General features: G+C 34.2%; 27 protein-coding genes. 12 read left to right on the top strand and 15 right to left on the bottom strand.

The window, feature by feature from the left end; all coding sequences use genetic code 11:
* Positions 1-56 precede the first annotated feature (56 nt).
* Both GIY83_RS14025 and GIY83_RS14020 read left to right on the top strand, forming a co-directional pair.
* Positions 57-989 carry a peptidylprolyl isomerase gene (locus GIY83_RS14025; RefSeq protein WP_194616425.1) on the top strand — a complete coding sequence of 311 codons (933 nt, stop codon included), beginning with the start codon at positions 57-59 and terminating at the stop codon, positions 987-989.
* A 96-nt stretch (positions 990-1,085) separates the two neighbouring features.
* Positions 1,086-1,400, top strand: coding sequence for a cytochrome c (locus tag GIY83_RS14020; protein ID WP_208681924.1), 315 nt, complete (start codon positions 1,086-1,088; stop codon positions 1,398-1,400).
* 114 nt (positions 1,401-1,514) lie between these two features.
* On the opposite strand, the gene GIY83_RS14015 is transcribed toward GIY83_RS14020, so the two are convergent.
* The 3 genes from GIY83_RS14015 to GIY83_RS14005 all read right to left on the bottom strand — a co-directional run bounded on the left by GIY83_RS14015 (position 1,515) and on the right by GIY83_RS14005 (position 3,916).
* Positions 1,515-1,910 carry a GreA/GreB family elongation factor gene (locus GIY83_RS14015; RefSeq protein WP_208681922.1) on the bottom strand — a complete coding sequence of 132 codons (396 nt, stop codon included), beginning with the start codon at positions 1,908-1,910 and terminating at the stop codon, positions 1,515-1,517.
* Positions 1,911-2,339: 429 nt separating this feature from the next.
* Positions 2,340-2,894: a thioredoxin family protein gene (locus GIY83_RS14010; RefSeq protein ID WP_208681920.1), complete on the bottom strand. Its 555-nt coding sequence runs from the start codon at positions 2,892-2,894 to the stop codon at positions 2,340-2,342.
* 128 nt (positions 2,895-3,022) lie between these two features.
* On the bottom strand, positions 3,023-3,916 hold the full coding sequence (locus GIY83_RS14005) for an alpha/beta fold hydrolase (RefSeq protein WP_208681918.1): 894 nt from the start codon (positions 3,914-3,916) through the stop codon (positions 3,023-3,025).
* Positions 3,917-4,049: 133 nt separating this feature from the next.
* Between GIY83_RS14005 and GIY83_RS14000 the strand changes: the two genes are divergently transcribed.
* Complete coding sequence (locus tag GIY83_RS14000) at positions 4,050-4,385, top strand: tRNA-binding protein (protein ID WP_194616430.1); 336 nt, start codon at positions 4,050-4,052, stop codon at positions 4,383-4,385.
* Positions 4,386-4,440: 55 nt separating this feature from the next.
* Here the strand turns inward: GIY83_RS14000 and GIY83_RS13995 are convergent, their stop codons facing one another.
* The 4 genes from GIY83_RS13995 to GIY83_RS13980 all read right to left on the bottom strand — a co-directional run bounded on the left by GIY83_RS13995 (position 4,441) and on the right by GIY83_RS13980 (position 8,201).
* A complete protein-coding gene (locus tag GIY83_RS13995; protein WP_208681916.1) occupies positions 4,441-4,986 on the bottom strand; it encodes an alpha/beta hydrolase in 546 nt (181 codons plus the stop codon).
* A gap of 22 nt (positions 4,987-5,008) precedes the next feature.
* On the bottom strand, positions 5,009-5,833 hold the full coding sequence (locus GIY83_RS13990) for an alpha/beta hydrolase (RefSeq protein WP_194616432.1): 825 nt from the start codon (positions 5,831-5,833) through the stop codon (positions 5,009-5,011).
* Positions 5,834-5,985: 152 nt separating this feature from the next.
* Positions 5,986-6,354, bottom strand: coding sequence for a PUR family DNA/RNA-binding protein (locus GIY83_RS13985; RefSeq protein ID WP_017495419.1), 369 nt, complete (start codon positions 6,352-6,354; stop codon positions 5,986-5,988).
* A 68-nt stretch (positions 6,355-6,422) separates the two neighbouring features.
* Positions 6,423-8,201 carry an ABC transporter ATP-binding protein gene (locus tag GIY83_RS13980; RefSeq protein ID WP_208681914.1) on the bottom strand — a complete coding sequence of 593 codons (1,779 nt, stop codon included), beginning with the start codon at positions 8,199-8,201 and terminating at the stop codon, positions 6,423-6,425.
* Between the two features lie 204 nt (positions 8,202-8,405).
* Between GIY83_RS13980 and GIY83_RS13975 the strand changes: the two genes are divergently transcribed.
* The 3 genes from GIY83_RS13975 to yajC all read left to right on the top strand — a co-directional run bounded on the left by GIY83_RS13975 (position 8,406) and on the right by yajC (position 11,073).
* A complete protein-coding gene (locus GIY83_RS13975; protein WP_305038385.1) occupies positions 8,406-9,515 on the top strand; it encodes a Glu/Leu/Phe/Val dehydrogenase in 1,110 nt (369 codons plus the stop codon).
* A 271-nt stretch (positions 9,516-9,786) separates the two neighbouring features.
* Entirely contained in the window at positions 9,787-10,698 is a 912-nt protein-coding gene (nusB, locus tag GIY83_RS13970; protein ID WP_208681912.1) for a transcription antitermination factor NusB, read from the top strand.
* A gap of 99 nt (positions 10,699-10,797) precedes the next feature.
* Positions 10,798-11,073, top strand: coding sequence for a preprotein translocase subunit YajC (gene yajC, locus GIY83_RS13965; RefSeq protein ID WP_055098477.1), 276 nt, complete (start codon positions 10,798-10,800; stop codon positions 11,071-11,073).
* A gap of 435 nt (positions 11,074-11,508) precedes the next feature.
* On the opposite strand, the gene pepT is transcribed toward yajC, so the two are convergent.
* From pepT to GIY83_RS13950, 3 genes are all read right to left on the bottom strand, one after another.
* Positions 11,509-12,786: a peptidase T gene (gene pepT, locus GIY83_RS13960; RefSeq protein ID WP_208681910.1), complete on the bottom strand. Its 1,278-nt coding sequence runs from the start codon at positions 12,784-12,786 to the stop codon at positions 11,509-11,511.
* A gap of 231 nt (positions 12,787-13,017) precedes the next feature.
* On the bottom strand, positions 13,018-14,151 hold the full coding sequence (locus GIY83_RS13955) for a formylglycine-generating enzyme family protein (protein ID WP_194616436.1): 1,134 nt from the start codon (positions 14,149-14,151) through the stop codon (positions 13,018-13,020).
* A 246-nt stretch (positions 14,152-14,397) separates the two neighbouring features.
* The gene (locus GIY83_RS13950; RefSeq protein ID WP_208681908.1) at positions 14,398-14,655 is read right to left on the bottom strand and encodes a hypothetical protein; all 258 of its coding nucleotides are present in this window, start codon (positions 14,653-14,655) and stop codon (positions 14,398-14,400) included.
* Positions 14,656-15,014: 359 nt separating this feature from the next.
* Here GIY83_RS13950 and GIY83_RS13945 point away from each other — a divergent pair, with 359 nt between their 5' ends.
* Positions 15,015-16,049: a quinone-dependent dihydroorotate dehydrogenase gene (locus GIY83_RS13945; protein ID WP_208681906.1), complete on the top strand. Its 1,035-nt coding sequence runs from the start codon at positions 15,015-15,017 to the stop codon at positions 16,047-16,049.
* On the opposite strand, the gene GIY83_RS13940 is transcribed toward GIY83_RS13945, so the two are convergent.
* On the bottom strand, positions 16,035-16,751 hold the full coding sequence (locus GIY83_RS13940) for a DUF3307 domain-containing protein (RefSeq protein WP_194616439.1): 717 nt from the start codon (positions 16,749-16,751) through the stop codon (positions 16,035-16,037). The genes GIY83_RS13945 and GIY83_RS13940 overlap by 15 nt on opposite strands.
* Positions 16,748-17,362, bottom strand: coding sequence for a SatD family protein (locus GIY83_RS13935; RefSeq protein ID WP_194616440.1), 615 nt, complete (start codon positions 17,360-17,362; stop codon positions 16,748-16,750). Before GIY83_RS13935 ends, GIY83_RS13940 begins: the two co-directional genes overlap by 4 nt.
* 265 nt (positions 17,363-17,627) lie before the next feature.
* Between GIY83_RS13935 and GIY83_RS13930 the strand changes: the two genes are divergently transcribed.
* The 5 genes from GIY83_RS13930 to GIY83_RS13910 all read left to right on the top strand — a co-directional run bounded on the left by GIY83_RS13930 (position 17,628) and on the right by GIY83_RS13910 (position 22,662).
* On the top strand, positions 17,628-18,494 hold the full coding sequence (locus GIY83_RS13930; RefSeq protein WP_194616441.1) for a hydroxymethylglutaryl-CoA lyase: 867 nt from the start codon (positions 17,628-17,630) through the stop codon (positions 18,492-18,494).
* A gap of 81 nt (positions 18,495-18,575) precedes the next feature.
* Positions 18,576-19,127 carry a hypothetical protein gene (locus tag GIY83_RS13925; RefSeq protein WP_194616442.1) on the top strand — a complete coding sequence of 184 codons (552 nt, stop codon included), beginning with the start codon at positions 18,576-18,578 and terminating at the stop codon, positions 19,125-19,127.
* Complete coding sequence (locus tag GIY83_RS13920) at positions 19,124-20,524, top strand: DUF5723 family protein (RefSeq protein WP_208681904.1); 1,401 nt, start codon at positions 19,124-19,126, stop codon at positions 20,522-20,524. The genes GIY83_RS13925 and GIY83_RS13920 overlap by 4 nt, the downstream gene beginning before the upstream one ends.
* A gap of 266 nt (positions 20,525-20,790) precedes the next feature.
* Positions 20,791-22,263, top strand: coding sequence for an IMP dehydrogenase (gene guaB / locus GIY83_RS13915; RefSeq protein ID WP_072956599.1), 1,473 nt, complete (start codon positions 20,791-20,793; stop codon positions 22,261-22,263).
* Positions 22,264-22,269: 6 nt separating this feature from the next.
* Positions 22,270-22,662: a hypothetical protein gene (locus GIY83_RS13910; protein WP_194616444.1), complete on the top strand. Its 393-nt coding sequence runs from the start codon at positions 22,270-22,272 to the stop codon at positions 22,660-22,662.
* Between the two features lie 355 nt (positions 22,663-23,017).
* On the opposite strand, the gene GIY83_RS13905 is transcribed toward GIY83_RS13910, so the two are convergent.
* From GIY83_RS13905 to GIY83_RS13895, 3 genes are all read right to left on the bottom strand, one after another.
* Positions 23,018-24,163: an NAD(P)/FAD-dependent oxidoreductase gene (locus GIY83_RS13905; protein ID WP_194616445.1), complete on the bottom strand. Its 1,146-nt coding sequence runs from the start codon at positions 24,161-24,163 to the stop codon at positions 23,018-23,020.
* 121 nt (positions 24,164-24,284) lie between these two features.
* Positions 24,285-24,875 (bottom strand): TetR/AcrR family transcriptional regulator, encoded by a 591-nt coding sequence (locus GIY83_RS13900; protein WP_194616446.1) that lies wholly within the window; start codon positions 24,873-24,875, stop codon positions 24,285-24,287.
* Positions 24,876-25,239: 364 nt separating this feature from the next.
* Positions 25,240-26,121: a L,D-transpeptidase gene (locus GIY83_RS13895; RefSeq protein WP_194616447.1), complete on the bottom strand. Its 882-nt coding sequence runs from the start codon at positions 26,119-26,121 to the stop codon at positions 25,240-25,242.
* Positions 26,122-26,159: the final 38 nt, after the last annotated feature.

Raw genomic sequence — 26,159 nt, 5'->3', positions numbered from 1 at the left:
GCGCAAATTGATATAAAATTAATTTGTAAATTTGCAATCAAATAAAAAATAACAACATGGAAAACGGAATATACGCTAAATTCAACACTAGTAAAGGTTCGATTTTAGTAAAACTAACTCACGATTTAACACCGGGAACTGTAGGGAATTTTGTAGCTCTTGCAGAAGGAAATATGGAAAATAAGGTAAAACCTCAAGGACAAAAGTTCTATGACGGTCTAACATTTCATAGAGTAATTCCTGATTTCATGATTCAGGGTGGATGCCCAAAAGGAACTGGAACTGGAGATCCTGGATATAAATTTGATGATGAATTTCACCCAAGTTTAAAACACGATCGTCCGGGAGTTTTGGCAATGGCAAATTCAGGACCTGCAAGTAACGGTTCTCAGTTTTACATCACTCACGTTCCAACTTCTTGGTTAGACGGAAAACACACTGTTTTTGGTCATGTAATCGAAGGTCAGGATATCGTTGATGCTGTAGCTCAGGGTGATGCTTTAGAAAGTGTTGAAATTATCAGAGTTGGAGAAGAAGCAGAGAAATTTAATGCTATTGAAGCTTTTGTAGGTTTAAAAGGGGCCCGTCTAAAAAGAGATGCAGCTTTAAAAGCAGAATCTGAAGCAAAAATGGAGCAATTGGCTGCAGGTTTTGATAAAACAGAAAGCGGTTTACGTTATAAAATGATTAATAAGGGAGATGGTAAAAAAGCTGAAGCTGGTAAAACTGTTGCAGTTCATTACGAAGGATCTTTAGAAAACGGAAAAGTTTTTGATTCATCTTACCCACGTAAAAAACCAATCGAATTTAGATTAGGTCAGGGACAGGTTATCGAAGGATGGGACGAAGGTATTGCTTTATTACAAGTAGGTGATAAGGCTCGTTTTGTAATCCCGTCTGATTTAGCTTACGGTGCTTCAGGTGCAGGAGGAGTTATCCCACCACACGCAACTTTGATTTTTGACGTTGAATTAATGGATGTAAAATAAGAAAGTAACATACAATTTAGTATTGTTTTAAATAATAATCCCATAGGCTACGGCGTATGGGATTTTTTTATATTTACTTAAAAATATAGAAAAACAATGAAATCAAAAATCTTAATCCTTGCTGCTGCAGTGTTGCTTTTAGTTTCGTGCGGAACTCAAAAAACAGCTTCGGTTGCAACGACAGAACCAGCTGCTCCGGTAGCCGAAACAAAAGCCGTAGCATTAACGCCTGAATTGGCAGAAGGCAAAAATTTGTATGAAAACAGTTGTGCAAGATGTCATAAATTGTATGACGCAAACAAATTTACTCAGGACGAGTGGAAACCAATTTTAACAAGGATGCAGAAAAAAGCGAAGTTAGATGATACCCAAATGGTTTCGATATCAAATTATATAAACTCTCAATTGTAAGAAGTTTATAATTGTAGATTCATAAGACTATGCAGTAAATTATTTATTGGATAGTTTTTTTTATTTAAAATAGGACATAAAAAAACACCTTCACAAGTGAGGTGTTTAAAAAAATTAAGAGTTTTCTTCAGCTGTATTAGTAACGGAAACTATTTTTAGTGTTTTTATTCCAGCCGGTAATTCCCAATCAACTTCGTCATTTTCTTTAAATCCAATAATAGCAACACTTAAAGGAGCGAGTATTGAAATTTTACTTTGTTTTAAATCTGCAAATGATGGCAAAACGATCTGAATTTTCATTTGTTTCTTAGCTTTTACATCTTCGATTGTTACATAAGAATTGATTCTTATAACCGAGTTATCCAGTTCGCTTTCTTTACTGATTACAGCTCTGTCTAATTCTTGCGAAAGCTGATTGGCTTCTTTGGCGTTTGTTGAATTTTTACTTTTTGATATCAATTCTCTTAAAAAATGATAATCTGTTTTACAGAAAGTGGGTATTGGTTTCATAACTATGTTTTATTTTATTATTAATTTATTTTGAATGTCAGTGTTTTTGTTTAATTTCTTTTTACAGGCTTATAAATGCATAATTTCTATTTCAAAATGCGTTATGCAAATCGAAATTTTAAATAATGTATGTTTTGGAAATTTTTGATTGAAAAAACCAAAAAATTACTTGAGAGAGAATTTACTCTTTCAAATAAAATAAATGATTAAATCGTGGTATAAATCCTCCGCCTGAAAGAAGAAATTTTGAAATAGACGGAGGCCTAATTGATAAAGGCCTTACTATGACTAATAAATACAGCAGTAAGCGGCTTTCTTGTTAGAGAAAACAGCAGGGTAAAGTCTGTAAATATATTTATAGTGCTCACAATGAGAATAATTAATTTGATCTGCAAAGATAGGTAAACTTTTTGAAATAGCTATAATTGTTTATTTCCATTTAATATTGCAGCCCAAACTTGGCTTTTGCGGCTCCTTTAAACTTCTGTTGTATATAAGGGCATCAATGGCGCTTCGAAGATCAGTTCCGCTTAAAGGAATTCCGTTTCCGGGCCTTGAATCATCGAGCTGACCACGGTAAAACAATCTGTCCTGATCGTCAAATAAATAGAAATCAGGAGTACATGCCGCATCATAAGCTTTGGCAACTTGCTGGCTTTCATCATATAAATAGGGGAAATCTATTTTATTGTGAAAAGCAAACTCCGTCATTAATTCCGGCGAATCCTGAGGATATTTTTCGACATCATTACTGGAGATGGCAACAACTCCAAGTCCTTGCACGCGATAATCATTGGCAATCATGACAACTTCGTTAATAACATGAAGCACAAAGGGACAATGATTGCAAATAAAAACCACTAAGGTTCCTTTTGAGCCTTTTAAATCTTCAAATGAATATACATTATTAGAATTAGTGTCTTTTAGTTTAAAGCCCGGAGCAATTGTTCCAAGAGGTAACATATTCGAAGGAGTGCGTGCCATTTTTATACAAAATTAGTTATTCAAAAATAACTTTAATATTCTGTAAAAGAAAGAAGACAAGAGCAAAAAAAATATCCAAAGAAGATTTTATAAAAGTTCTTTGGATATTCCTGACCAATAGTATTGATTTACGAATTCAAAAAGTTCAGTAAATCATTATTTAATTTGTCTTTATCTGTATAGAATAATCCGTGCGGTGCGCCTTCATAAACAATATAAGTATTTTCACCAATGGCTTTGGCTGCTTTTTTTGATGTAAGTTCAATAGGAACAATTTTGTCATCATCGCCGTGAATAATTAAAGTCGGAACTTTTATAAAATCCAATTCTTCTCTAAAATCAGTATATGAAAAAGATTCAGCACATTTTAGAGTTGCGCGGGGAGATGCAAAAGAACATAGGGTCCTGTAGTATTCCAGCAAAGGAGTGCTTAGAGGTTTATTGATGATATTGATTCCGAAAAAAGTTTTTCCAAAATTATCTACAAATCCAATTCTGTCTTCTTTAATTGAATTTGCTGTAGTTTCGCTTTTTTCTTTTGGATGTCCATCAGGATTATCACTTGTTTGTAATAAAAACGGAACTACCGACGAGATTAAAGCTGCTTTTGTAACTCCTTTTCCGCCGTAACGACTAAAATAGCGAACCACTTCGCCGCCACCCATTGAGAACCCTACAAGAGTTGCGTTTTCTAATTGAAGCTGTTCAATAATTTCTTTTAAATCATCTGTTAACGTATCATAATCATAACCATCATAAGGCTGAGATGATTTGCCAAATCCTCTACGGTCATAAGCAATAACCCTGTAATTGTTCTGAACTAAAAAATCGATCTGATATTCCCACATTTCATTCGAAAGTGGCCAGCCGTGAATTAAAATTACTGGTTTTCCTTTTCCATAATCCTTTACATACAAGCGTACATTTTTAGCAGTTTCTATGTATTTGTCTGTATTTAGTTCTTGAATATCAAAATCAAAATCTCTTAGAGATTGGTCGGCGTTAAGGAGGGTTTTTTCCATTTTATAATTTTTTAGTTTGAGCTTAATAACTTGTTGAGTAAAATTAGCAGTAGTACTAAAAAAACGGTTATAGAATTAGTGGTAATAATTACAAAATTAATAGGTTTGTAATTCAACAATATTGAAAATAAAAATGGATTTAACCTGGAATGAATTCGAAAGAACCGATATGCGTGTCGGAACCATTATAGAAGTAAATGATTTTCCCGAAGCAAGAAAACCGGCCTATCAGCTCACAATCGATTTTGGTGCTGAAGTTGGTATTCGAAAATCATCGGCACAAATTACCAAACGCTATCAAAAAGAAGATCTGGTAAACAGACAAATTGTAGCTGTTGTAAACTTCCCAAGAAAACAAATCGGGAAATTTATGAGCGAATGTTTGGTTCTTGGTGCTGTAGGCGAGCAGGGAGATGTTATTTTATTAGCTCCTGATTTTAAAATAGAAAACGGTCTTAGGATTGGGTAGTTTTTTGAGTTTACAGTCTCAGTCCAAAACTGTAAACCGCTACTGAGACTGTAAACTAAGAAACTTTCTTAATTAACTGCTGTAATATCAATTGCCCTTCTTCCCAGTATTTTAAATCAGAATCAGAGTTGATGTGTCCTTGCTGACCAACATTTACAAAATCGCTTCCCCATTGTTGGGCAAAATATTGCTTTCTTTCAAAGGTAGCATAAGGATCATTTTCGCTTGCCACAACTATCGACGGAAAAGGTAATTTGTAAATTGGCATTGGTGAAAAATTACGAACAGATTCTGGTGTGTGTTGAGGTGAATCTACATCTGCAGGAGCTACTAAAAAAGCACCCACAATATTTGGATTGCTATTTTCTTTTGCCCAATGCAATACTAATGAAACTGCTAAACTATGTGCCACTAAAATAGTGGGCTGATCTAGTTTTGATACTTCTTCATTTAATCGTTTCAGCCATTCTTCGCGAATGGGTTCGTCCCAATTGTCCTGAACTAAACGTATTGAGTTTTCGAATTTTTTATGCCAAAAGGTCTGCCAGTGTTTCTCACCGGAATTTCCTAGTCCGGGTAATATTAATAATTGTGTTTCCATTGCCGTGGATTTGTTTTAGGGATTATTTTTTCTTTTCTTTTACAATTCGGTTGATTTCATTTACAAGTAATGGAAATGCCGGTTCCGTCATTCCGTGGCCGTAACCGTCTAGTTCGTAAATTTTGGTTTGTTTATGACCAACCAGTTTCATCATTCTTGCCATATAAGCGTTTTCTTCATATCGCCCCAGCATTTCTAATTCGCGATCTCCGGTGATTAGTAAAAGTGGCGGAGCATCAGCGCGAACATAAAACAAAGGTGCAAAAGCATCTATAGTGGGAGTTGTTTCCGGAATTCCGTTTTCTCTTCTAATTTCAAAATGAGTAATACATTGCCCGCTAAACGGAATTAATCCTGCAATTTTATTGGCATCGATTCCTTCTTTCTTTAAGTATTCTTTATTTAAACCAATCATTGAAGCTAAATAACCTCCTGCCGAATGTCCGGAAACGAAAATTAAAGAAGTATCTCCCCCGTAATTGGCAATATTGTTAAATGCCCAGGCAACTGCCGCGGCTGCATCGTCGATTGCTTTTGCTGCTTTTGCTTTTGGCGATAATCTATAATTTACACCAATAATGGCAAAACCTTTATTTTTTAAAGCTTCCGGAATTTCTTTGCTTCCGCCTGTTAATCCTCCTCCGTGAAACCAGACAATCGTTGCGAAATTTTTAGTGTTCTTAGGATAATAAATATCCAAAACACATCTTTCATTAATATAACTGTCGGACTTATTGGTTGCTGCGTTGTGATATTGAATATTTGATTTGGTTTCGTATTCTAATTTCTGTGAGAAAGAAGTCGTATAGATAAAGAAGAAAGTAAGTAAAAGGATTAATTTTTTCATTTTAAAGATATTGAATTGTTGTTGTTGAGTTGTAGTGAATTTAAGAAGTCTAAAATCTAAAAAACTAAACTCTAAAATAATAAATTAATATATAAAAAAAGTCCAAAATGCAGAACATGTTGGACTTGTACTTTTTAAAAAGTTATTTTCGACTAAATATCGTCAAAATCAATATCGGTAAAACTGGTTCTTTGCCCCTCAGGTTTATCAGAACCATATTCTTTCTTAAAATCTTTTTGGTGTCTCTCAGAAATTACTTCTTCGCCTTTGTGGTTCAAGACATACGAAGTCATTTCTTCTAGTATTTCGGCGAAAGCACTAAAATCTTCTTTGTACAAGTAGATTTTGTGTTTTTTAAAATGAAAAGAACCGTCTTCTTCGGTAAATTTTTTGCTTTCGGTAATAGTGATATAATAATCATCAGCTTTAGTAGCTCTCACATCAAAGAAATAAGTTCTTCTTCCTGCTCGTAATACTTTAGAAAAAATCTCTTCTTTTTCTAACATGTCATTTTCTCTCATAATACGTTCTATCATTTTTGGAATTAATAGTACTCAAAAATCATAAAAAATTATCTATTACGCAACATTTAAAGTAATTCTTTTTCCGAAAGTTGTTTTAAATATAACGATGCATAATATCCTTCCTGATTTATTAATTGATTATGAGAGCCTTGTTGAATGATCCTTCCGTCTTCTAAAATGATTATGTTGTCTGCATTCTTTGCTGAGGATACTCTGTGGCTTACAATTATTGTAGTTTTATCTTTACAGATTTCGAATAAATTATTCAAAATTGTTTCTTCTGTCTCGGTGTCTACTGCCGATAAACAATCATCAAAAAGCAGTATGGCCGGGTTTTTTATAATGGCACGCGCAATAGATACACGCTGCTTTTGTCCGCCCGAAAGTGTGATACCTCTTTCTCCTAAAATAGTATCATATTGTTTGTTGAAAGCTGCAATATTATCGTGAACTACAGCATTTTTGGCCGCTTCGATTACTTGCTCGTCTGTAGCGTTTTGATTACCAAATTTTATATTGTTTTTAATAGTGTCTGAGAATAGAAAAGCATCTTGAGGTACAATTCCGATATTATTTCTCAGATCATTTAAGTTCAAAGTGCTGATTTCGTTTCCGTCAATGGTGATTCTTCCTTCAGTAACATCATATAAACGGGAAATCAGAGATAAAATAGTCGATTTTCCAGACCCTGTTTTTCCTAAAATAGCCAGTGTTTCTCCTTTTTTTACTCTAAAAGTTACATTTTTCAACGCTTCGATATTTGTATCTTCATAAGTGTAGCTCACATTTTCGAAAGCAATCGAACCTTGAATATCGGATGAATTCTCATTTTTATTTTTAATTTCCGGCTCCAGTTTTAAAAATTCATTCAAACGTTTCTGAGAAGCTTCTGCTTCCTGTACCATAGAGGAAACCCATCCTAATGAAGCAACAGGCCAGGTAAGCATATTTACATATAAAATAAACTCAGCAATCGTACCAATATTGGGAATTGTCCCGTTGATGTACATAACACCTCCAAAATAAATCACCACCAAATTACTGATTCCGATTAAGGCAATCATTAAAGGACCAAATAGCGATTGCACTTTGGCTAAATCTAAACTTTTCTTTTTGCTTTCATCAGCAAGAGCCACCATATTATTCTGATGTTGGTTTTCTAACGAATTTGCTTTGATTACTCTGATTCCTGAAAAAATTTCCTGAGAGAAACTCGAAACTTTCGATAAATATTGCTGAAAAGTGGTGCTTCGTTTATTGATTTCAGAACTTAATTTAAAAATGCAATACGAAAGAATTGGTAAGGGCAAAATAGTATATAAGGTCAATAATGGTGAAACATTATACATATATATAATAACGATGGCAAAACGTATAAATGTATTGATGGTGTACATTACGGCCGGACCAACATACATACGTACTTTTGAAACATCTTCACTAATACGATTCATTAAATCTCCCGTACGATTTTGTTTATAAAAATTTTGCGAAAGATTTTCATATTGTCTGAAAACCTCATTTTTTAAATCAAACTCAATATGGCGTGACATTACAATTAAAGTCTGGCGCATTAAAAAAGTAAGGAAACCTGCAACAATCGTAGTGGCTATGATTAGCAATACGTTATGAATTAATCCATCGCGATAAGTATCAATAATTACTTGCGATGTCTGATCGGCTTCTGGCAGCTTATCAAACTTTTCGATAGCGTTTAAAGACTTACTAATAAGCTTAGGAGTGAATAAAGAGAATATTTGTGCGATTATAGTGATTAAAATTCCTAAAGAGAAACTATATTTATATTTTATGAAATATTTGTTTAAATAGCTTAATTCTTTCATTTTTTTATGATATTCAATGTTGAATTGTGTTGATTTTGTAAATTTTTATGAATTAAAATTAACGGAAAGTACAATTTAATCAAAACAAAACGATTGTTATATTGTTATTTTAAAGATAAAAAATTAGCACAAGTGTATTTTTTATATAAATTTGAGAAGTCTTTTTGACAAATTCATAATTTTAACTAATAAAATACTAGCGCTATGGATGCAACTTTCGCAACTGGAAAGGAACTTCAAAAAATGGATCCTGTTTTTGGTCAACTATCTTTTGATGATCACGAACAAATTGTTTTTTGCAATGACAAAGATACGGGTTTAAAAGCAATTATTGGTATTCATAATTCAGTTATGGGGCCAGCTTTAGGAGGGACCAGAATGTGGAACTATAATACCGAATGGGAAGCATTAAACGATGTTTTGCGTCTTTCAAGAGGTATGACATATAAATCTGCCATCACAGGATTAAACATTGGTGGAGGTAAAGCAGTAATTATTGGGGATGCTAAAACGCAAAAAACGCCTGAATTAATGCGCAAGTTTGGAGAGTTTGTACACTCTTTGGGCGGAAGATATATTACAGCAGAAGATGTTGGAATGGAAACTAAAGATATGGACACTGTAAGAGATGTAACGCCTTATGTTACGGGTATCTCGGAAGAAAGAGGTGGTTCAGGAAATCCTTCTCCAATAACAGCTTATGGTGTTTATTTAGGTATGAAAGCTGCTGCTAAAAGTCAGTTTGGTACTGATGTTTTAGACGGTAAAAAAGTTTTGGTTCAGGGAATTGGTCACGTTGGTGAAGCTTTGGTAGAGTATTTGACTAAAGAAGGAGCAATCGTTACAATTGCTGATATTAACGAAGAAAAATTATACGAAGTAGCTCAAAAATACAACGCAACAATATTTACAGGAGAAGATTTATATGCTGCTGATGTTGATATTTATGCGCCATGTGCAATGGGAGCAACTATTAATAACGATACCGTAAATAAAATCAAAGCTAAAGTTATTGCTGGTGCTGCCAACAATCAGTTAGCTGATGAAAATATTCACGGAGCAAGATTACAGGAAAGAGGTATTTTATATGCACCTGATTTCCTAATCAATGCTGGTGGAATTATCAATGTTTATGCTGAATTAGAGCACTACGGTAAAGCCGAAATCATGACAAAAACCGAAAATATCTATAACACTACTTTAGAAATTATCGATTATGCTGTGAAAAACGGAATGACAACTCATAAAGCTGCACTTACAATTGCTCAAAATCGTATCGATTTAAGAAAAATTGAAAACGCTGCTAAGAAGTAATTTTTAGTTTACGGTCTCGGTATACAGTCTCAGTCTCAGTTTTCAGTTTTGAAAATTGAGACTGAGACTTTTTTTATACTTATGGCCTGAAATCGCGACTAAAAACGGGGATTTTTTAACCACTTTCTGCAATATTGAAAACCGCGACTGATAACTGTGACTAAAAATTGCGAATTAATTTTAATATAAGGATTGAAATCCTTAATTTTGCAGACTAATTTTTAAATGTTCTTACAAGGTGGTAAATAGAAGACACATACGCGTTAAAGTAATGCAATCCATTTATGCAATGCATCAAAGCGGTTCTGATAATCTGGAAAAAGAAGAAAAGTTTCTTTTTTACAGTATCGATAATATTCAGGATTTATATCTTATAATGCTTTCTTCACTGATTGAAATTTGCAAAAAAGAATCTGTTTTTTTACATCTTTCAAGCAAAAAACATCTTGCAACTGCTGCAGAACGTAATCCGAACGAAAAGTTCATCAACAACAAAATTTTCCAACTTCTTGCCGAAAGTAATTCTTTGAGTATTGCTTTAGAAAATCGTAAAATCAACAATTGGTCTTTGAATGATGATTATATCATTTTACTTTTAAATGATATTAAGTCAAGTGATTTGTATGCAAAATACATGAGCACTACAACTAATACTTTTGAGGAAGACAGACAATTTGTAATCGATTTATTTGCTGATGTAATTGTTCCTAACGAAAAATTATATGAGTATTTAGAAGATGATAAATTAACCTGGGTTGATGATATTCCGGTTGTAAATACACATATCGTTAAGCAATTAAAAGCAATAAAAACTCAGGATCCTGATGATTTTAGAGTGCCAAAATTGTATAAAGATGTTGAAGATAAAGACTTCGCTAAAGATTTGTTCAGAAGAACAGTTTTGAACGAAACTATTTTTGCAAAAGAATACGACGATAAAACACCAAATTGGGACAGTGAAAGAATCGCCGAAATCGATACTATTATTTTGAAAATGGCAATTTGCGAATTTTTAAAATTCCCTTCGATTCCAGTAAAAGTAACTCTTAACGAATATTTAGAAATTGCAAAAGAGTATTCTACACCAAAAAGTAGTATTTTTATCAACGGAATTTTAGATAACCTTGTTAAAGAGCTTACGGCTAATAAAAAGATGGTTAAAGTTGGGCGTGGTTTAATGTAATTAAATTTCAATCTTAAAATTCCAAACTCCAATCCCGATACTATCAGGAATAAGAGCTAAAAACATAAATATTAATAACAAAAATAAAAACTGAATACTATGCAAGATTTAATGAAATTTGCTCCTTATTTACTAATGTTTGTAGTGTTGTATTTCTTCATGATAAGACCACAACAAAAAAGAGCAAAAAACGAAAAAGAATTTGAAAGCAGCCTAAAAGTAGGTGATAAAATAATTACAAAAAGTGGTTTTCACGGTAAAATTGTTGAGCTTGCTGAAACAAGTGCAGTAATCGAAACAATGTCAGGAAAATTAAAAATTGAGCGTTCAGCTATTTCTATGGAAATGAGCGCTGCTTTGGCTAAAAAAGCGTAAGTTTTTTTATAAATTTCAATTTTAAAAAATCCCAAATTCCAATTTTACGATTGGAATTTGGGATTTTTTTTGTTCAACGCATTTTATGTCCTTTGCGAGGAACGACGTGTTAACCGGGAGAAGGTAATCTCAATTATATTTCCGTAAAAGTTTACACACGACCTAGCTGTAATCTTGTGATCTCGACGCAGGAGAGATCACACAAGAAACTCGACAAAGATTGGCGAATATCTGAACGGAAATACGAGTATGATCTAATTGGTCTGTTTGCTATCGAGTCTCCCTTCGTTCGAGATGACAAACTAGAGGAAAATTCCTCGCAAGGACAAACGTGCGTAAAAAAAACCTTTGTCAAAGTTTTAAAACTTTGACAAAGGTTTATACAGATAATTGGAATTTGGAATTTGTGCCTTTCCCAATCTTCAAAATTAGAATTTATCTTTTTCTTTTAGTTTTTTCAGCTACATCAAAAGCGCCCGGAATTGCAGTTAATTCGGCAATCTTTACAATTACATCTGTTGCTTTTTGGATACTTTCTGCGGGAACATATTCGTATTTACCGTGAAAGTTATGTCCGCCTGCAAATATATTTGGGCAAGGTAGTCCCATAAATGATAATTGCGATCCGTCAGTTCCGCCACGAATAGGTTTAATGATCGGTTTGATATTTAATTCGCGCATTGCTTTTTCAGCAATATCAACGATATGTTTTACTGGAAGCACTTTTTCTTTCATATTGTAATACTGATCGTTAACTTGGGCAGTTACAATATCTTCACCAAATTGTTTGGCGAATTTTTTATTGATTTTCTTGGCAATTTTACCAATTAAATCTTTTCGTTTTTCGAATTTCAATTTGTTATGATCACGAATAATCAATTCTAAAACTGTTTCTTCGATACTTCCTGTAATGTGATGTATGTGAAAAAATCCTTCGTAACCTTTAGTTTCCTGAGGTGTTTCTCCTTTAGGCAGTTCGTTGATGAAATCATTAGCAATCAACATCGAATTGATCATTTTTCCTTTGGCATAACCCGGGTGAACACTTTTTCCTTTGAAAGTGATTTTGGCTCCGGCAGCATTGAAATTTTCATATTCTAATTCACCAATCTGGCTTCCGTCCATCGTATACGCCCATTGTGCGCCAAATTTCTCCACATCAAAATGATGAGCGCCACGGCCAATTTCTTCATCGGGGGTAAAACCAATTCTGATTTTTCCGTGTTTAATTTCAGGATGCTGAATCAGGTATTCCATTGCCGAAACAATCTCGGTAATTCCAGCTTTATCATCGGCACCTAACAAAGTAGTTCCGTCGGTTGTGATGATTGTTTGTCCTTTATATTGTAGTAGATCTTTAAAGTAATTTGGAGATAAAACAATGTTTTTCTCAGCGTTTAAGATGATATCTTTTCCGTCGTAATTCTCAATAATTTGAGGTTTTACATTAGCTCCGCTAAAATCAGGAGAAGTATCAAAATGCGAAACAAAACCAATCGTTGGTACGTCATGAGCTACATTACTTGGTAAAGTGGCCATGATATAAGCTTTGTCATCAATAGTAACATCTTCAAGGCCAATTGTTTTTAGTTCTTCGACTAATTTATTGGCAAGATTCCATTGTTTTTCTGTACTTGGAGTGGTATTTGAATTTGGGTCTGACTCAGTATCAATAGTTACGTAACTGATAAAACGATCTATAATATGTTGCATTTGTTTAATTTTTAGCAAATATAAGCAAATAATTAGGCGTTGTGAAGCTCTAAATTATGAAAAATGAAAAAACGAGTTGAAAAGGGTTTGCCACGAATTTCACGAATTAGCACTAATATTAACTGTTTGGTTAAAACTTTAAAAATCCAATTTCACGTATCTTAATTGGTGAAATTGGATGATTATATTAAATTGATTCGTGCAAATTGGCGGCAAACTTTTTTCAAAAAATTATTGCACACATCTAAAACCAATATGGTTTGCCGGTGATTTGTAGTCACCTTTTCCTCTGGTGCCAACCATATAGCGCGTACAATATTGATCGGTACATAAAAATGATCCTCCGCGCTGTACTTTTTTAGGTAAATTTGGTTCTCCCGGGTCGTATGATGACTCAGGGCCCTGCGGATTTTTGGCTACTTTTCCACTTTGTTTTAAAACATCATAATAATCTGCGGTATACCAGTCATTTGTCCATTCCCATACATTTCCTCCAATGTCATAAAGACCATACGGATTTGGTTCAAATTGAGCAGTTGGTGCAATACCAATATACCCATCTTCTCCAGTATCGCCTTTTTCTATAGGAAAGTGTCCCTGATAAATATTAGCCTGAAATTTTCCTTTAGGTTTTAATGTATTTCCCCAGGCATATAATTGTCCTGATTTTCCGCCTCGTGCAGCAAATTCCCATTCGGCTTCTGTTGGTAATCTTTTACCTGCCCATTTGGCGTAAGCCGCCGCATCATCGTATGAAATTTGAACAACAGGATAATTGCCTCTTCCTTTTATAGAACTTCCGGCGCCTTCAGGATGTCTCCAGTCTGCCCCCTTAGCATAAGACCACCATTGCATATAATTACCCAAATTTACCTTAGCAGCAGTAGGGGTAAAAACGGCAGATCCGGCAACTAAATTTTCCAGTGGTGCATCCGGATATTCTTCGTGAGTTGGTTTTATTTCGGCTAAGGTAACATAACCCGTAGCTTTAACAAAGGCTTCAAATTGATCGTTGGTTACTTCGGTTTGATCCATATAAAAACCATCTACATAAACCTGATGTATGGGTGCAGCATCTTTTGTAACGCCTTTTATGCTGCATAAACTTTCATCTTCGACATTGCTTCCCATCGAAAATTCTCCGCCTGGAATCCAGACCATACCTTTAGGCGCTTTATTTAAAGGAGGCTTGTTTTTATTTTCGATGGTGGGTTTAAATAAAGATGTATCAGAAGTATTTGGAGTTTCGGCACAATCCATTGCAGCTAATTTTTGCTTGGGAACAATAATTTTGGTGTAGCCGTAAGCAATGGAAATGATGGAGATGGTGAGAATTGCTAAAATCCAATAAGTTTTATTTTTCATTATGGTGGTATTTTATTTGTGTCAGTTAAAATAGGGGATAAAGTTAAAAAAATAACATTAAATCATAGTAATCCTATGGAGTTAATTCTATTCATTCTTCACTGAAAATAATCTTGTAGTATAATACTATCAAGTTAAGTTAAGAACTTTTGGTTGAGTATATTTTGCTTTGTTTTGTAAGCTGCTTTTTATGTTTTTCATTTACAGTATTTTAAGCTCATTAAAATTATAAAAAAATAAGAATAATTATAAAAAAGTAACATTATTTAGTTTGAAATCTATTAAATTAAAATCCACTTTTTCGACTTTAAATTTTTCAATTGCAAAATCGGTATGCAGGCCTATAGCCCAGTTTTTATGAAACTGAAAAGTATAATCAACTCCACATGCCGAAAGGCTTAAAACTTCACGATTTCCTTCGCCGTCTCTTCCTTCAAAAACATGAATATAATTGATTGAAATCCCAATTTGATGATGGGGTTTAAAAAACTTCTTTATCCTCATTTTCCTGAGCTATAGATTTATTAGTAAGGATGCTAATGAGGCTAAAAAGAAGTGCAAAAAGCAAAGTTTTTTTAAATAACCACTCATTCTGTGTAGCATTTTGTTGTTTATTAAATCAGACTTTAGTTTAGAAGTTTTAAAATTAAAGAATAAAAAGTCTAGTAAGTTTACCGAAAAGCCTTAAGGTGTTTCATTTTATAACTTGCAACATTAAAAGATGAATTTTTGTCTGGAGTTTAAGGGGTCAATTTGCCTGAGAAATCCTTTAAAATCACTTACTAATTTGTTTCTGTAAAAAAGAAGTCATTTTCAAGTATTATAATTAAATTTGCAATCGAAAAAAACACACAACAACTCTTATGTATAAATTGATAATTCGCCCGATACTTTTTTGGTTTGATCCGGAAGAAGTGCATTACTTTACTTTTTCATTTGTTAAATTTATTTCGAAAATTCCAGGAGTTTCATCAATTATCAGATCAATATACGAAGTAAAAGATACCCGTTTAGAACGTGAAGTTTTCGGAATTAAATTCAAAAATCCGGTAGGACTTGCAGCGGGATTCGACAAAGATGCCAAGCTATACAAGGAATTATCTGATTTTGGTTTTGGTTTTATCGAAATAGGAACTGTAACACCGGTTGGTCAGGAAGGAAATCCTAAGAAACGTTTGTTTAGGCTAAAAGCGGATCAGGCCATTATTAACCGAATGGGTTTTAATAACGGAGGAGTTCTTGAAGCCGTAGAGCGTTTGAAAAAGAATTCAGGAGTTTTGATTGGTGGAAACATCGGTAAAAATAAAGTGACGCCAAACGAAAATGCCGTAGAGGATTATATCATTTGTTTTGATGCGCTGTTTGATCATGTCGATTATTTTGTGGTAAATGTAAGTTCTCCAAACACACCCAATTTAAGAGCTTTACAAGACAAAGAACCTTTGACAGCTTTATTGCAAACGCTACAAAACAGAAATGTTGAAAAGCAAAAAACAAGCACTCAAAAAATAAAACCGATACTTTTAAAAATCGCTCCCGATCTTACAGACGAGCAATTATTAGATATTATTGATATTGTAAAAACGACTCAAATTGCGGGTGTAATTGCTACCAATACGACAATTTCAAGAGAAGGTTTGCAATCTGAAAATCAAACCGAAATGGGAGGTTTATCCGGAAAACCATTAACGAAACGTTCGACAGAAGTAATTCGTTTTCTTTCTGAAAAAAGCAATAAAGCATTCCCGATCATTGGAGTAGGAGGAATACATTCTGTAGATGATGCCATCGAAAAACTAAATGCTGGAGCAAGTCTGGTACAATTGTACACCGGATTTATTTACGAAGGCCCTGCTTTGGTAAAAGCGATCAATAAAAAGGTTTTAGAGCAATTGTAAAAGCAACGTCTGAACAATTAATCCTGTAATAATAGAGATTCCAAAACTCATCAAAGTACCAATCATAACGTACTCGGTGAGTTTTCTGTCTTTGGCTTCTTTTAAATCCCCAAATCTAAAAATAGATTTAGCAGCCAAAAGAAAGCCAATCGCTTCAAAATGTCCTGTTACGATAAAACAGAACACAAATAATCTTTCCAGTATTCCAATATAATTTCCTGCGGTAGCCAGCGAATTGTCGTTGTGACTATTCTGGCTTTCCGGAGTCCAGATCGAAATAATAGTTTTAATGAAAATAGAAGTGGGTTTGGTAATCAATAAAACACCAGTAATTAAAACCCAAAACTGATTGTTAAACCATTGAAATTGTATTGGTTCGCCTTTGTAAAGTAATACAACTCCAATCAAAATTAAAACATGCGCAATTTGGTCGAGAACAAACCAGGTACGCTTTGTTTTTTTCTTCTGAAAATTGAGTTTGATCAAATCGATAATGCCGTGCGTAACAGCAATTAAAACAGCATAAGGTATAAACTGAATTTCCCCAACCAAAATTGCAGCCAGGATTCCGTGTAAAAGAATATGAAGGTATAAATAAATACTTTTATGTTTTTTGGCTTCTTTATCCGCTACCCATGAGTTGGGCTGCCATATAAAATCGCCTAATAAATGTGCTAAAAGTAGTTTTATAAATAAAATCATGGCGTTGTAAGTTGTTTTATTTGGGTTCTAAAATAACGATCTAATTGTTGTATCAAATCAAATTGGGCGCGCTTTTGTCTACGGCTCACTGCAGCTTGATTAATGCCCAATTTTTGTCCTAATTCTTCTTGCGACAACGCAGGATTTTCTATTGCAGCGGCTACAAATTCAGCTTGTTGTGCGAGCCAGTTATCCATAAAGGTTAAAGCCAGTTGAATCATCAGGTTTATCTTTTCATCAAAAATAGCATCACCGGTTCTCATTGCTAAAGTTAGTTTTTGTTTTTTTAAAGTTTCAAAAAGTTCTCCTGAATGTATAAAAGCAATGCCATTACTTTCGGATATTTTCTCTGCTTCATGCGTTTTGTCGCCAAAACCAATACTCATTCGGGCATCTAATTTTATAGTTCTTAAATGCGCCTTTATCAAAATTGCAGACCATAACGCTTCTTCGGGATTTTTAATTTCGATTTGAAATTCATCACCCCTGTAGACTTCCCATTGACTTGGCGTTTCTCCAAACGGAGACAGGATTTTTTTTAAATCCTCCACCCAATGTTTAGACGTTTGTTGTCTTGAACCAATGATATCTCCGGTAATTACGCTTGTCATATTCAAATATAATTAAAAATAAATTAATCTCTATATTACAAATATACGTAATAAATAAATATATTACATTTATGTGTAATATTTATGTTTATTACTTTTTTAAGTAATAAGAAATATTTAAAAACTTAAATGATTTTTATCACTAGCATTCATACAATTATTTTAAAATGAACTTATATAAATTATATGATAAAAAATAACACCAAGAGTTTTTTTTTATTTCTTTAAAAAAGAAACTAACTTAGCCTTCACTAAAGAATAAGCTTTGAATAAAGAAATCAAGATTATCGAATGTCCACGTGATGCTATGCAAGGTATCAAAACTTTTATACCCACTAAAAACAAGGTTTCTTATATACAAGCTTTGCTTAGAGTAGGATTTGATACGATTGATTTTGGGAGTTTTGTATCGCCAAAGGCCATCCCACAAATGCAGGATACGGCTGAGGTTCTGGCACAACTTGATTTGTCGCAGACTACTAGCAAATTGCTGGCTATAATTGCCAATACGCAAGGCGCAGCAGCAGCGGCAGAACATGAACCTATTCAATATTTGGGATTTCCTTTTTCGATATCCGAGAATTTTCAGATGAGAAATACGCATAAAACCATTGCTGAATCTTTAGTAACGCTAGAAGAAATTCTTGAAATTGCAGACAAGAAAAACAAAGAAGTCGTAACCTATCTTTCAATGGGCTTCGGGAATCCGTACGGAGATCCCTGGAATGTTGAAATCGTGGGCGAATGGACAGAAAAGCTAGCCGGAATGGGTGTGAAAATTTTATCACTTTCAGATACCGTTGGCAGCTCTACGCCGGAAGTGATCACTTATCTTTTTTCAAATCTGATTCCTAAGTATCCTCAAATAGAGTTTGGGGCACATTTACATACCACGCCTACTACTTGGTTCGAAAAAATCGATGCCGCATCAAAAGCAGGCTGTACCCGTTTTGATGGTGCAATTCAGGGATTTGGCGGATGCCCGATGGCAACAGATAAACTAACGGGAAATATGCCTACAGAAAAACTGATTTCTTATTTTACATCCAACAAAAAAGCTACCGGTTTAAACTCTTTAAGTTTTGAAAGTGCTTATAATGAAGCTTCGAAATTATTTGGTAAATTCCATTAGGAAATTTACTATATTTACTTATAGCAGATAATAAGTAATAACAGAATAACGTTGTGTGTTATTTAGATATATAACCTACCCATGAAAGCAACTTTTGTAAAGAGAATCTCTACGATATTATTTTTATCAGGCTTGTTTCTTTCATGTTCAAGCGACCTCGATTTTGATCAGACCAAAGACCTGAAATTAGAACCTGTTTTTGTGGCCAATCTGGCTTATTTCAATGTTCCCGCAACTCAACTTGTAAATGACGGAAGTTTAGCGCTCTATCCTGATGTAACTGAATTTGATGCTTTTAAAGAAAAATTCTTCAGGGATAATTTGGTCAAAACAGAACTTGACTTCGAAATTGAAAACACCATAATTAGAGCCTTTAGAATTGATCTTTTGCTTCTCGATGCTAATAATGAGGTACTTGAAACAGATTCGTATAATGTTCCGGCATATTCAGGAACCTCAAATATTATTAAATTCCCAACAGAAGTATTTGAAGGCCAAAGGTTAGATCTCCTAAAAAGAACTACTAAGTTAGGTTTCCTTGTAACAATGGCGCCCGGACCTCCATTAGATCAAAATAGTACAGGTAATTTAAAATTCAAATCAGGCGCAACCGTTTATATGGTAATAGAATGAGAAAATTATACCTGATTTTAATCGTCGCTTTACAACTTTCCGGTTTTGCCCAAAACAAAGAAGTGTTGTATAATTTTACTTCTATTCCGCAATCATCGCTCGTAAATCCAGGAGCCGATGTTTCGTATAAATTCTATTTTGGCATTCCCGTTTTGTCCGGAGTATCAGCCAATTTAGGTTCCAGCAGTTTCTCTGCCTATGATTTATTCGCTAACAACGGAGTCGATTTTAATGATAAAGTGCGAAATGTGATCAATAATTCTTCGAGTAAAGATAAAACACAGGTCAATCAGCAACTCGAATTATTTTCCGGAGGATTTAGAGTAGGAGGAAGAGACAGCCAGTCTTATATTTCGTTTGGCGCCTATCAGGAATTCGATTTCTTAATGTATGTTCCTAAAGATCTCGCCATATTAGCCTTAGACGGAAATCGCGATCATATTGGCAGAGCATTCAATCTGGCTGATTTAAATGTAAGGGCTGAAGTACTTTCTGTATTTCACGTAGGATTTCATAAAAAGCTAAGTGAGAAACTAGTTTTAGGAGGTCGTGCAAAATTGTATTCAAGTGGTGCAAATGCAACTTCTACCAAAAATTCAGGATTTATTTATACAGGTCAAAGTGTGGGAACGCCCAATATGTACGAGCAGATAATAGCCTCGAATTTAGAATTGAAAACCTCAGGTATTACTACTTTTACCAAAGATGAATACGAAGGAAGTATTCCTAAAGATATTGCTCATAACACCTTTTTTAACGGTAGTTTAGGATTTGGTATCGATGCTGGACTTACCTATTATTTCAAAGATAATCTTCAGTTTACGGCGAGCATTGTTGATCTTGGTTTTATAAATCACACTAAAGATATCGAAACATTAACCTACAAAGGAACTTATAATTATAAAGGTGCAAATCCTAGTTTTGATCCTACAAACGAACCGGAAGATATTTTTGATGAATTCGATAAAGCCATACCACGAGATACGCTTTATAGTAAGTATACCACCTGGCGGCCAACCAAATTTTATTCTTCGATTCAGTATTCATTTGGTGAATCACGTTCTAATGCCGATTGTAATTGCAAAGGAAAAGTAACCACAAGTTATGCCAATGCAGTCGGTGGACAATTGTTTATCATGTCAATGCCAGTCGAACCTTTTGTAGCACTAACCGCTTTTTATAAACGCAATATTTTCGAGAAGCTAGATGTCAAAGCCACTTACACCTTCGATCCTTATTCGAACAAAAACATCGGTTTAGGAATTTCGGGAACACTAGGGAAACTCAATATGTATCTTCTCGTCGACAATGTTCTGGAATTTAAAGATGTCTCGAAGGCCAATAGTATTGCATTTCAGTTTGGTTTCAATTTTGTTTTCCATGATTCGGAAGAATAGAACAAATTCCAATACTTTAAAATTCCAAATTCCAAGTGAGCCGTAAGAGTTGTATTGGCGTTTGGAATTTAATCGAAAATTGGCATTTAGAATTTTTTTATTGGATTTTAAACCCGCAATTGGAATTTAAAATTTAAAAATTATTGGAATTTAACGTCAAGTTATTTGTAAGATCTTTCGTGTAAAGCTAAATTTATGAATAAGTTAGTAATCAAGTTTCCAATTTATTCACTATATTTGCACGCAATTCAACTAGAAATTGCAACATGATAGCACACAACTCCAAGATTATCGGCGAAGGTTTAACTTACGACGATGTATTATTAGTACCTAACTACTCGAATGTGCTTCCTCGCGAAGTGAGTATCAAATCAAAATTTTCACGAAATATAACACTAAACGTTCCAATAGTATCAGCTGCTATGGATACAGTTACCGAAAGTTCTATGGCAATCGCTATGGCACAAGAAGGCGGAATAGGTGTTTTGCATAAAAACATGACAATCGAGCAACAAGCTGCGAAAGTTAGAAGAGTAAAACGTGCTGAATCAGGAATGATTATCGATCCGGTAACTTTACCAACAAATTCTACCATTGCAGATGCAAAAAATGCGATGAAAGAATTCGGAATTGGCGGAATCCCAATTGTTGACGAAAACAAAATTCTAAAAGGAATCGTTACTAACCGTGATTTACGTTTCGAAAAAAACGGAGCAAGACCAATCGCTGAGGTAATGACAAGTACCAATTTAGTTACTGTTGCCGAAGGAACTTCACTAGAACAAGCCGAAGTAGTTTTACAAGGACATAAAATCGAAAAATTACCAGTAGTAAATGCTAACTATGAATTGGTTGGTTTAATTACTTTTAGAGATATTACAAAACTGACTCAAAAACCAATCGCTAACAAAGATGTTTTTGGTCGTTTAAGAGTAGCTGCAGCCATTGGTGTTACCGGTGACGCAGTTCAAAGAGCAGAAGCATTAGTTGCTGCCGGAGTAGATGCGATCATTATCGATACCGCTCACGGACATACTGAAGGTGTAGTAAATACATTGAAAGAAATAAAATCAAAATTCCCAAATATTGATGTAATTGTAGGGAACATTGCAACTCCTGAAGCGGCTAAATATTTAGTAGCAAACGGAGCAGACGGAGTAAAAGTAGGAATCGGACCTGGTTCTATCTGTACAACCCGTATCGTTGCTGGTGTTGGTTTTCCTCAATTCTCAGCAGTTCTTGAAGTAGCTGCGGCTATTAAAGGAACCGGAGTTCCGGTTATTGCAGATGGAGGAATTCGTTATACAGGAGATATTCCTAAAGCAATTGCTGCCGGTGCTGACTGTGTAATGTTAGGATCTTTATTAGCAGGAACAAAAGAATCTCCAGGTGAAACTATTATCTTCGAAGGAAGAAAATTCAAATCTTACCGCGGAATGGGTTCTGTTGAGGCAATGCAAACAGGTTCTAAAGACCGTTACTTTCAGGATGTTGAAGACGATGTTAAAAAATTAGTTCCGGAAGGAATCGTTGGTCGTGTTCCTTACAAAGGAGAATTAAACGAAAGTATGCTTCAATTCGTTGGAGGTCTTCGTGCCGGAATGGGATACTGCGGTTCAAAAGACATTCCTACTTTGCAGGAAACAGGACGTTTTGTTAGAATCACATCAAGCGGAATCACAGAAAGTCATCCACACAACGTAACGATTACAAAAGAAGCTCCAAATTATTCAAGATAATCCAATATGAATTTACAGTTCAAGTTGAAAGACACTCTTGAAGTTGATTTGTATTATGGTTTTTATGATATTTTTGTTTTGGGTGGTTTTGATGTTCAGGTAAATGATGACTTTTTTATCGAAATTCTGGATTTAAAAACTAATGAAGCAATACTTTTAAGAGAAAAAAACTTAAAAGTAAGGGATTATAAAAATGGAAAAAGAGCAGTGAAATTTTTTAGTTTTCAGGTCACTGATAAATCAAAATATAAAATTTCAGTTCATAATTATGAAGATCTGACTGTGTTTTATTCCATGATTGGTCCTAATCCATTTAGTATTTTCAATTTATTAAAAAAACTATACGGAGTAAAACGGAAGCAAATTCAATTAGATGAAGTTGAAATACTGATTAGTTGAAAATGATATAAATAATAAAACAAAAGGCATAAGATTTAGTTTCTTATGCCTTTTGTTTGTTTTACTCATTTTTTTTCGGAAGCTAATCCCGCTATTCGCTACAATCTTTTGTGTCTCCCGATAGCTATCGGGACCGCCACAAAAGGATTTCCACTTCTATCGGGGCTAGAATCAGTTTTTACAATATATTTGTTATTTGGTTGATATTTAAAATAGTAATCGCAATCTTGTCATCCTGAGGAACGAAGGATCACAATCGGAAATCACTAAAGATTGGCGACATTCGACTAACTTTTGAGCAATATTCGATTCAGATTAAATGAACTTATATACTTTATGGTAAAAGAAAAAAACATTAAACACCACCGCGGCTATTGAGTATCTTCTCAGTTGTAACATCAGAATGCAGTAATACCTCCATTTGATAAGTGGTGCGTTGCGCTTCAAGAGCATAACCAAACATTTTTTGTTCATAATCGTCAATTGCATCCTGGGTAGTTGAGAATTCTCCGTTCGTCAAATTTTCAGTTAGTTGATAAGCATCCATTAAGCCCATATTTACACCTTCGCCAGCAAATGGTGGCATTAAGTGTGCCGCATCGCCTATAAGTGTAATGTTGGAATGTTTTTTCCAGGATTCTTCTAAAGAGAACAAACGTAATGGCAATCCTGAAAAATCTGTAGCAGCGGCAAAGAATTTTTTATAATCTTCGTTCCAGTTCTCAAATTTTTTATTCAGAAAAGCAATTACAGAAGCATTGTCTTCAAAGTCAATTCCGTTGTTTAAAACCCATTCTTCATTTGTTTTAAAAGAAACTCCAAAATGTACAGAACCATCGCGTAAGGTGTGCGTATAAAACATTTTTTGTTCCCCCATTGCCATTACATTTCCGTCACCGTATTTAGGTTTAAATTCAGGATAATCACGATCCGGATGTTCAATTTCTCCTTGAATAATATAAGTACCGGAAAGCTGAGGTTCTTTATCGGTAACAAATTTTCTGGCATTCGATCTTCCGCCATTCGCCACAATAACAAAATCAGCAATTGTTTTAGTACCGTTTTTAAATTCTAAATGATATTGTTCGTCGATTTTCTGAATTTCAGTCAACTGGCTATCCCAAACTACAGTATTTTCCTTTAAGTTTTCCAGCATGATTTTTCTCAAATCATTCCTGTCAATTTCAGGTCTAGAATAAGCATTCTCTTCAGTAGGCATTTCCTCCGAAGTAATATTGCCGTGCATATCAGCCATTTTCTCTCCGGTTGGTCTGGCGTAGCGATAAAATTCATCCATTAAATCAGCTTTTTGAATCGCTTTTTGTCCTGAATCAGAGTGGATGTCTAATGTTCCTCCCGAAGTTCTGGCCTGAGCATTTACATCTCTTTCGTAAAGCGTTACATCAGCCCCGTTAATTTGTAAAATTCTTGCTGTTGTTAATCCAACAGGTCCACCGCCAATAATGGCGATTTTTTTATTTTTTATAAGTGAAGTATTCATTTGATTTTTTATTTAATTGATATTGTATTGATTAAATTTTCAGTTTGAGTTAGCCATTGCATTTGCCATTGAATTTACCATTGCCATTGATGTTGCCATTGATATTGATATTGATTTTTATCTAAGGAGTCAAAGCTTTAATAACTACATTAAAAGCCTCATCTCTAATTTTCTGAGTAAAAACAAAAGGCTTTCCCGACATTGATTTACCTTCTCTGTGAAGTTCTAAGAGAGAATAAAGCGATCCATAAGCAATGCTCCAAAAAACCTCGAAAGTAATGGGTAGAAGTTCTTTCTTTTCAATAGCTTTTGTGATGAATTTTGTCATTTGTTCCTTGAAGTCTGTTGTAATTTCTGCTAAAATAGCATCGCCATAAGTCGAATGTTTTAGAAGTTCTAAACAAGTAGTTTGCAAAGAAAAGTTGATCGCAAACTTAGAACGGTTATCCCATTGCTTGCGTAAACCATCTATAAAAGACATTTCAGGCGAAAATCCGACTAACATTTCTTCAAAGAAATTTTTACCAATTTCGATTCCAATTTTCCTGATAAGATCTTCTTTATCCGAATAATAAATATAAAGTGTTGCCACAGAAACTCCGCATTCTTTCGCCAGTCGGTTCATCCCAAAACCTTCTACGCCTTGTGAAACCAGCATTTCAATAGCTTTTTGTTTTACGATTTCTTCTTTATTTATATCTCTTGTTCTCATGATTTTAAGTGATTATGGTACAAATATATAAATAATAAATGAACGTTCGCTTATTTATTGATGAAAAGGTTCAAGGGTCCATAGATCCATAGGTTCAAAGGGACAAAGGAGCAAAGTTTAGGTAGAAACGCACTGCTGTGCGTCTATTTTGAGGTTTTAATTGAATAGTCCCCAGCTTTAGCTGGAGGATGAAAGGGTGGGATAGAGAAATAGGCTTTAGCCGAATTTTATTGATGATAAATTCTAAAAAAAAACTTTGTGTCTTAGCGCCTTCGTGGCATAAAAAACATAAAGCAAAAAAAAAAAACTACTACTACAATTCGTCAAAATTATAATAGCAGCTTTTCCTTGGATAACAATATTTTTACGGAGTAGCGGTTGGTTCGGCTTCTCTAACTTTTTGATTTTCTAAAATCTTTTGTATAAAAGGTTTCGTTTGATTTTCCACTTCAGCTTCAGAGATATCCAATGCTTTTGGATCTTTCACTAATTCGAACCAGGGTTTTGGCCCATCAAAATTGTAACTTCCAAAAACGATTACCGGGGTTCCTTTTACTTTTACATTTTCTTTATCCTGTAAAATCCATTCATCGGCAAATTTGTATAGAAATTTGGCATCATTTTCTTGTAATCTTAAACAAGAATGAGAGGCAGGATAACCTGGCAATGCATATTCGTGAAAACCAACACCTAATTTATTTTCGATATTAAAATTCCATTTTAAGTCCCATTCGTCGTTAAAAGTACTCGTTGTTTTTTCGGCTTTCCAGTTGGTGAAAAATAATCCCGTTGGAGTTTGATCTTTCTTTCTACCCATATTGGTAGGACCTGTATGTACTAATTCACCATTTTCATAAGCGGCAAATGTTTGAGTAGGATAAGAGAAGATAATTACTTTTGAAACTTCTTCAAGTGCTTTTACATGAAAAGGAAACGGAAGATAATACACAATATCTCCAGTAAAATCTGCAGGAAGTACCACTGAATCTAATTTTGCAAAATTAGCTTTATCCGTTCTGTTTATAGCATAAGCTATACGAAGTTTGGTGCTGTCAGATCCGTTTGTTTTAAGCCATTCTTTTGTTTTTTCAAATTGATAAGAAATAGTTTTGGGTTTAGTATGCTCAATTGATTTTTTTGGTTTTGCTTTTTCTTTAGTATCAGTTGATTCATTTTTTTTACATGAACCTAATAAGACTAAGATTAATACAAGCAGGATATTGGATGTGTAATATAACTTTTTCATAAACTGGTTTTTTTAGTACTGTAAAGTTATTTTAATCA

Source organism: Flavobacterium sp. SLB02, assembly GCF_009664855.1.
In the GTDB taxonomy this organism is placed as follows: Bacteria; Bacteroidota; Bacteroidia; order Flavobacteriales; family Flavobacteriaceae; genus Flavobacterium.
The sequence above is the reverse complement of the archived record's forward strand: the minus strand, read 5'-3'. Positions and strand labels throughout refer to the sequence as shown.

Coding starts and splice junctions, on each gene's coding strand:
- GIY83_RS14025 (WP_194616425.1), top strand. CDS start 57: ATGGAAAACGGAATATACGCTAAATTCAACACTAGTAAAGGTTCGATT.
- GIY83_RS14020 (WP_208681924.1), top strand. CDS start 1,086: ATGAAATCAAAAATCTTAATCCTTGCTGCTGCAGTGTTGCTTTTAGTT.
- GIY83_RS14015 (WP_208681922.1), bottom strand. CDS start 1,910: ATGAAACCAATACCCACTTTCTGTAAAACAGATTATCATTTTTTAAGA.
- GIY83_RS14010 (WP_208681920.1), bottom strand. CDS start 2,894: ATGGCACGCACTCCTTCGAATATGTTACCTCTTGGAACAATTGCTCCG.
- GIY83_RS14005 (WP_208681918.1), bottom strand. CDS start 3,916: ATGGAAAAAACCCTCCTTAACGCCGACCAATCTCTAAGAGATTTTGAT.
- GIY83_RS14000 (WP_194616430.1), top strand. CDS start 4,050: ATGGATTTAACCTGGAATGAATTCGAAAGAACCGATATGCGTGTCGGA.
- GIY83_RS13995 (WP_208681916.1), bottom strand. CDS start 4,986: ATGGAAACACAATTATTAATATTACCCGGACTAGGAAATTCCGGTGAG.
- GIY83_RS13990 (WP_194616432.1), bottom strand. CDS start 5,833: ATGAAAAAATTAATCCTTTTACTTACTTTCTTCTTTATCTATACGACT.
- GIY83_RS13985 (WP_017495419.1), bottom strand. CDS start 6,354: ATGAGAGAAAATGACATGTTAGAAAAAGAAGAGATTTTTTCTAAAGTA.
- GIY83_RS13980 (WP_208681914.1), bottom strand. CDS start 8,201: ATGAAAGAATTAAGCTATTTAAACAAATATTTCATAAAATATAAATAT.
- GIY83_RS13975 (WP_305038385.1), top strand. CDS start 8,406: ATGGATGCAACTTTCGCAACTGGAAAGGAACTTCAAAAAATGGATCCT.
- nusB (WP_208681912.1), top strand. CDS start 9,787: ATGCAATCCATTTATGCAATGCATCAAAGCGGTTCTGATAATCTGGAA.
- yajC (WP_055098477.1), top strand. CDS start 10,798: ATGCAAGATTTAATGAAATTTGCTCCTTATTTACTAATGTTTGTAGTG.
- pepT (WP_208681910.1), bottom strand. CDS start 12,786: ATGCAACATATTATAGATCGTTTTATCAGTTACGTAACTATTGATACT.
- GIY83_RS13955 (WP_194616436.1), bottom strand. CDS start 14,151: ATGAAAAATAAAACTTATTGGATTTTAGCAATTCTCACCATCTCCATC.
- GIY83_RS13950 (WP_208681908.1), bottom strand. CDS start 14,655: ATGAGGATAAAGAAGTTTTTTAAACCCCATCATCAAATTGGGATTTCA.
- GIY83_RS13945 (WP_208681906.1), top strand. CDS start 15,015: ATGTATAAATTGATAATTCGCCCGATACTTTTTTGGTTTGATCCGGAA.
- GIY83_RS13940 (WP_194616439.1), bottom strand. CDS start 16,751: ATGATTTTATTTATAAAACTACTTTTAGCACATTTATTAGGCGATTTT.
- GIY83_RS13935 (WP_194616440.1), bottom strand. CDS start 17,362: ATGACAAGCGTAATTACCGGAGATATCATTGGTTCAAGACAACAAACG.
- GIY83_RS13925 (WP_194616442.1), top strand. CDS start 18,576: ATGAAAGCAACTTTTGTAAAGAGAATCTCTACGATATTATTTTTATCA.
- GIY83_RS13920 (WP_208681904.1), top strand. CDS start 19,124: ATGAGAAAATTATACCTGATTTTAATCGTCGCTTTACAACTTTCCGGT.
- guaB (WP_072956599.1), top strand. CDS start 20,791: ATGATAGCACACAACTCCAAGATTATCGGCGAAGGTTTAACTTACGAC.
- GIY83_RS13910 (WP_194616444.1), top strand. CDS start 22,270: ATGAATTTACAGTTCAAGTTGAAAGACACTCTTGAAGTTGATTTGTAT.
- GIY83_RS13905 (WP_194616445.1), bottom strand. CDS start 24,163: ATGAATACTTCACTTATAAAAAATAAAAAAATCGCCATTATTGGCGGT.
- GIY83_RS13900 (WP_194616446.1), bottom strand. CDS start 24,875: ATGAGAACAAGAGATATAAATAAAGAAGAAATCGTAAAACAAAAAGCT.
- GIY83_RS13895 (WP_194616447.1), bottom strand. CDS start 26,121: ATGAAAAAGTTATATTACACATCCAATATCCTGCTTGTATTAATCTTA.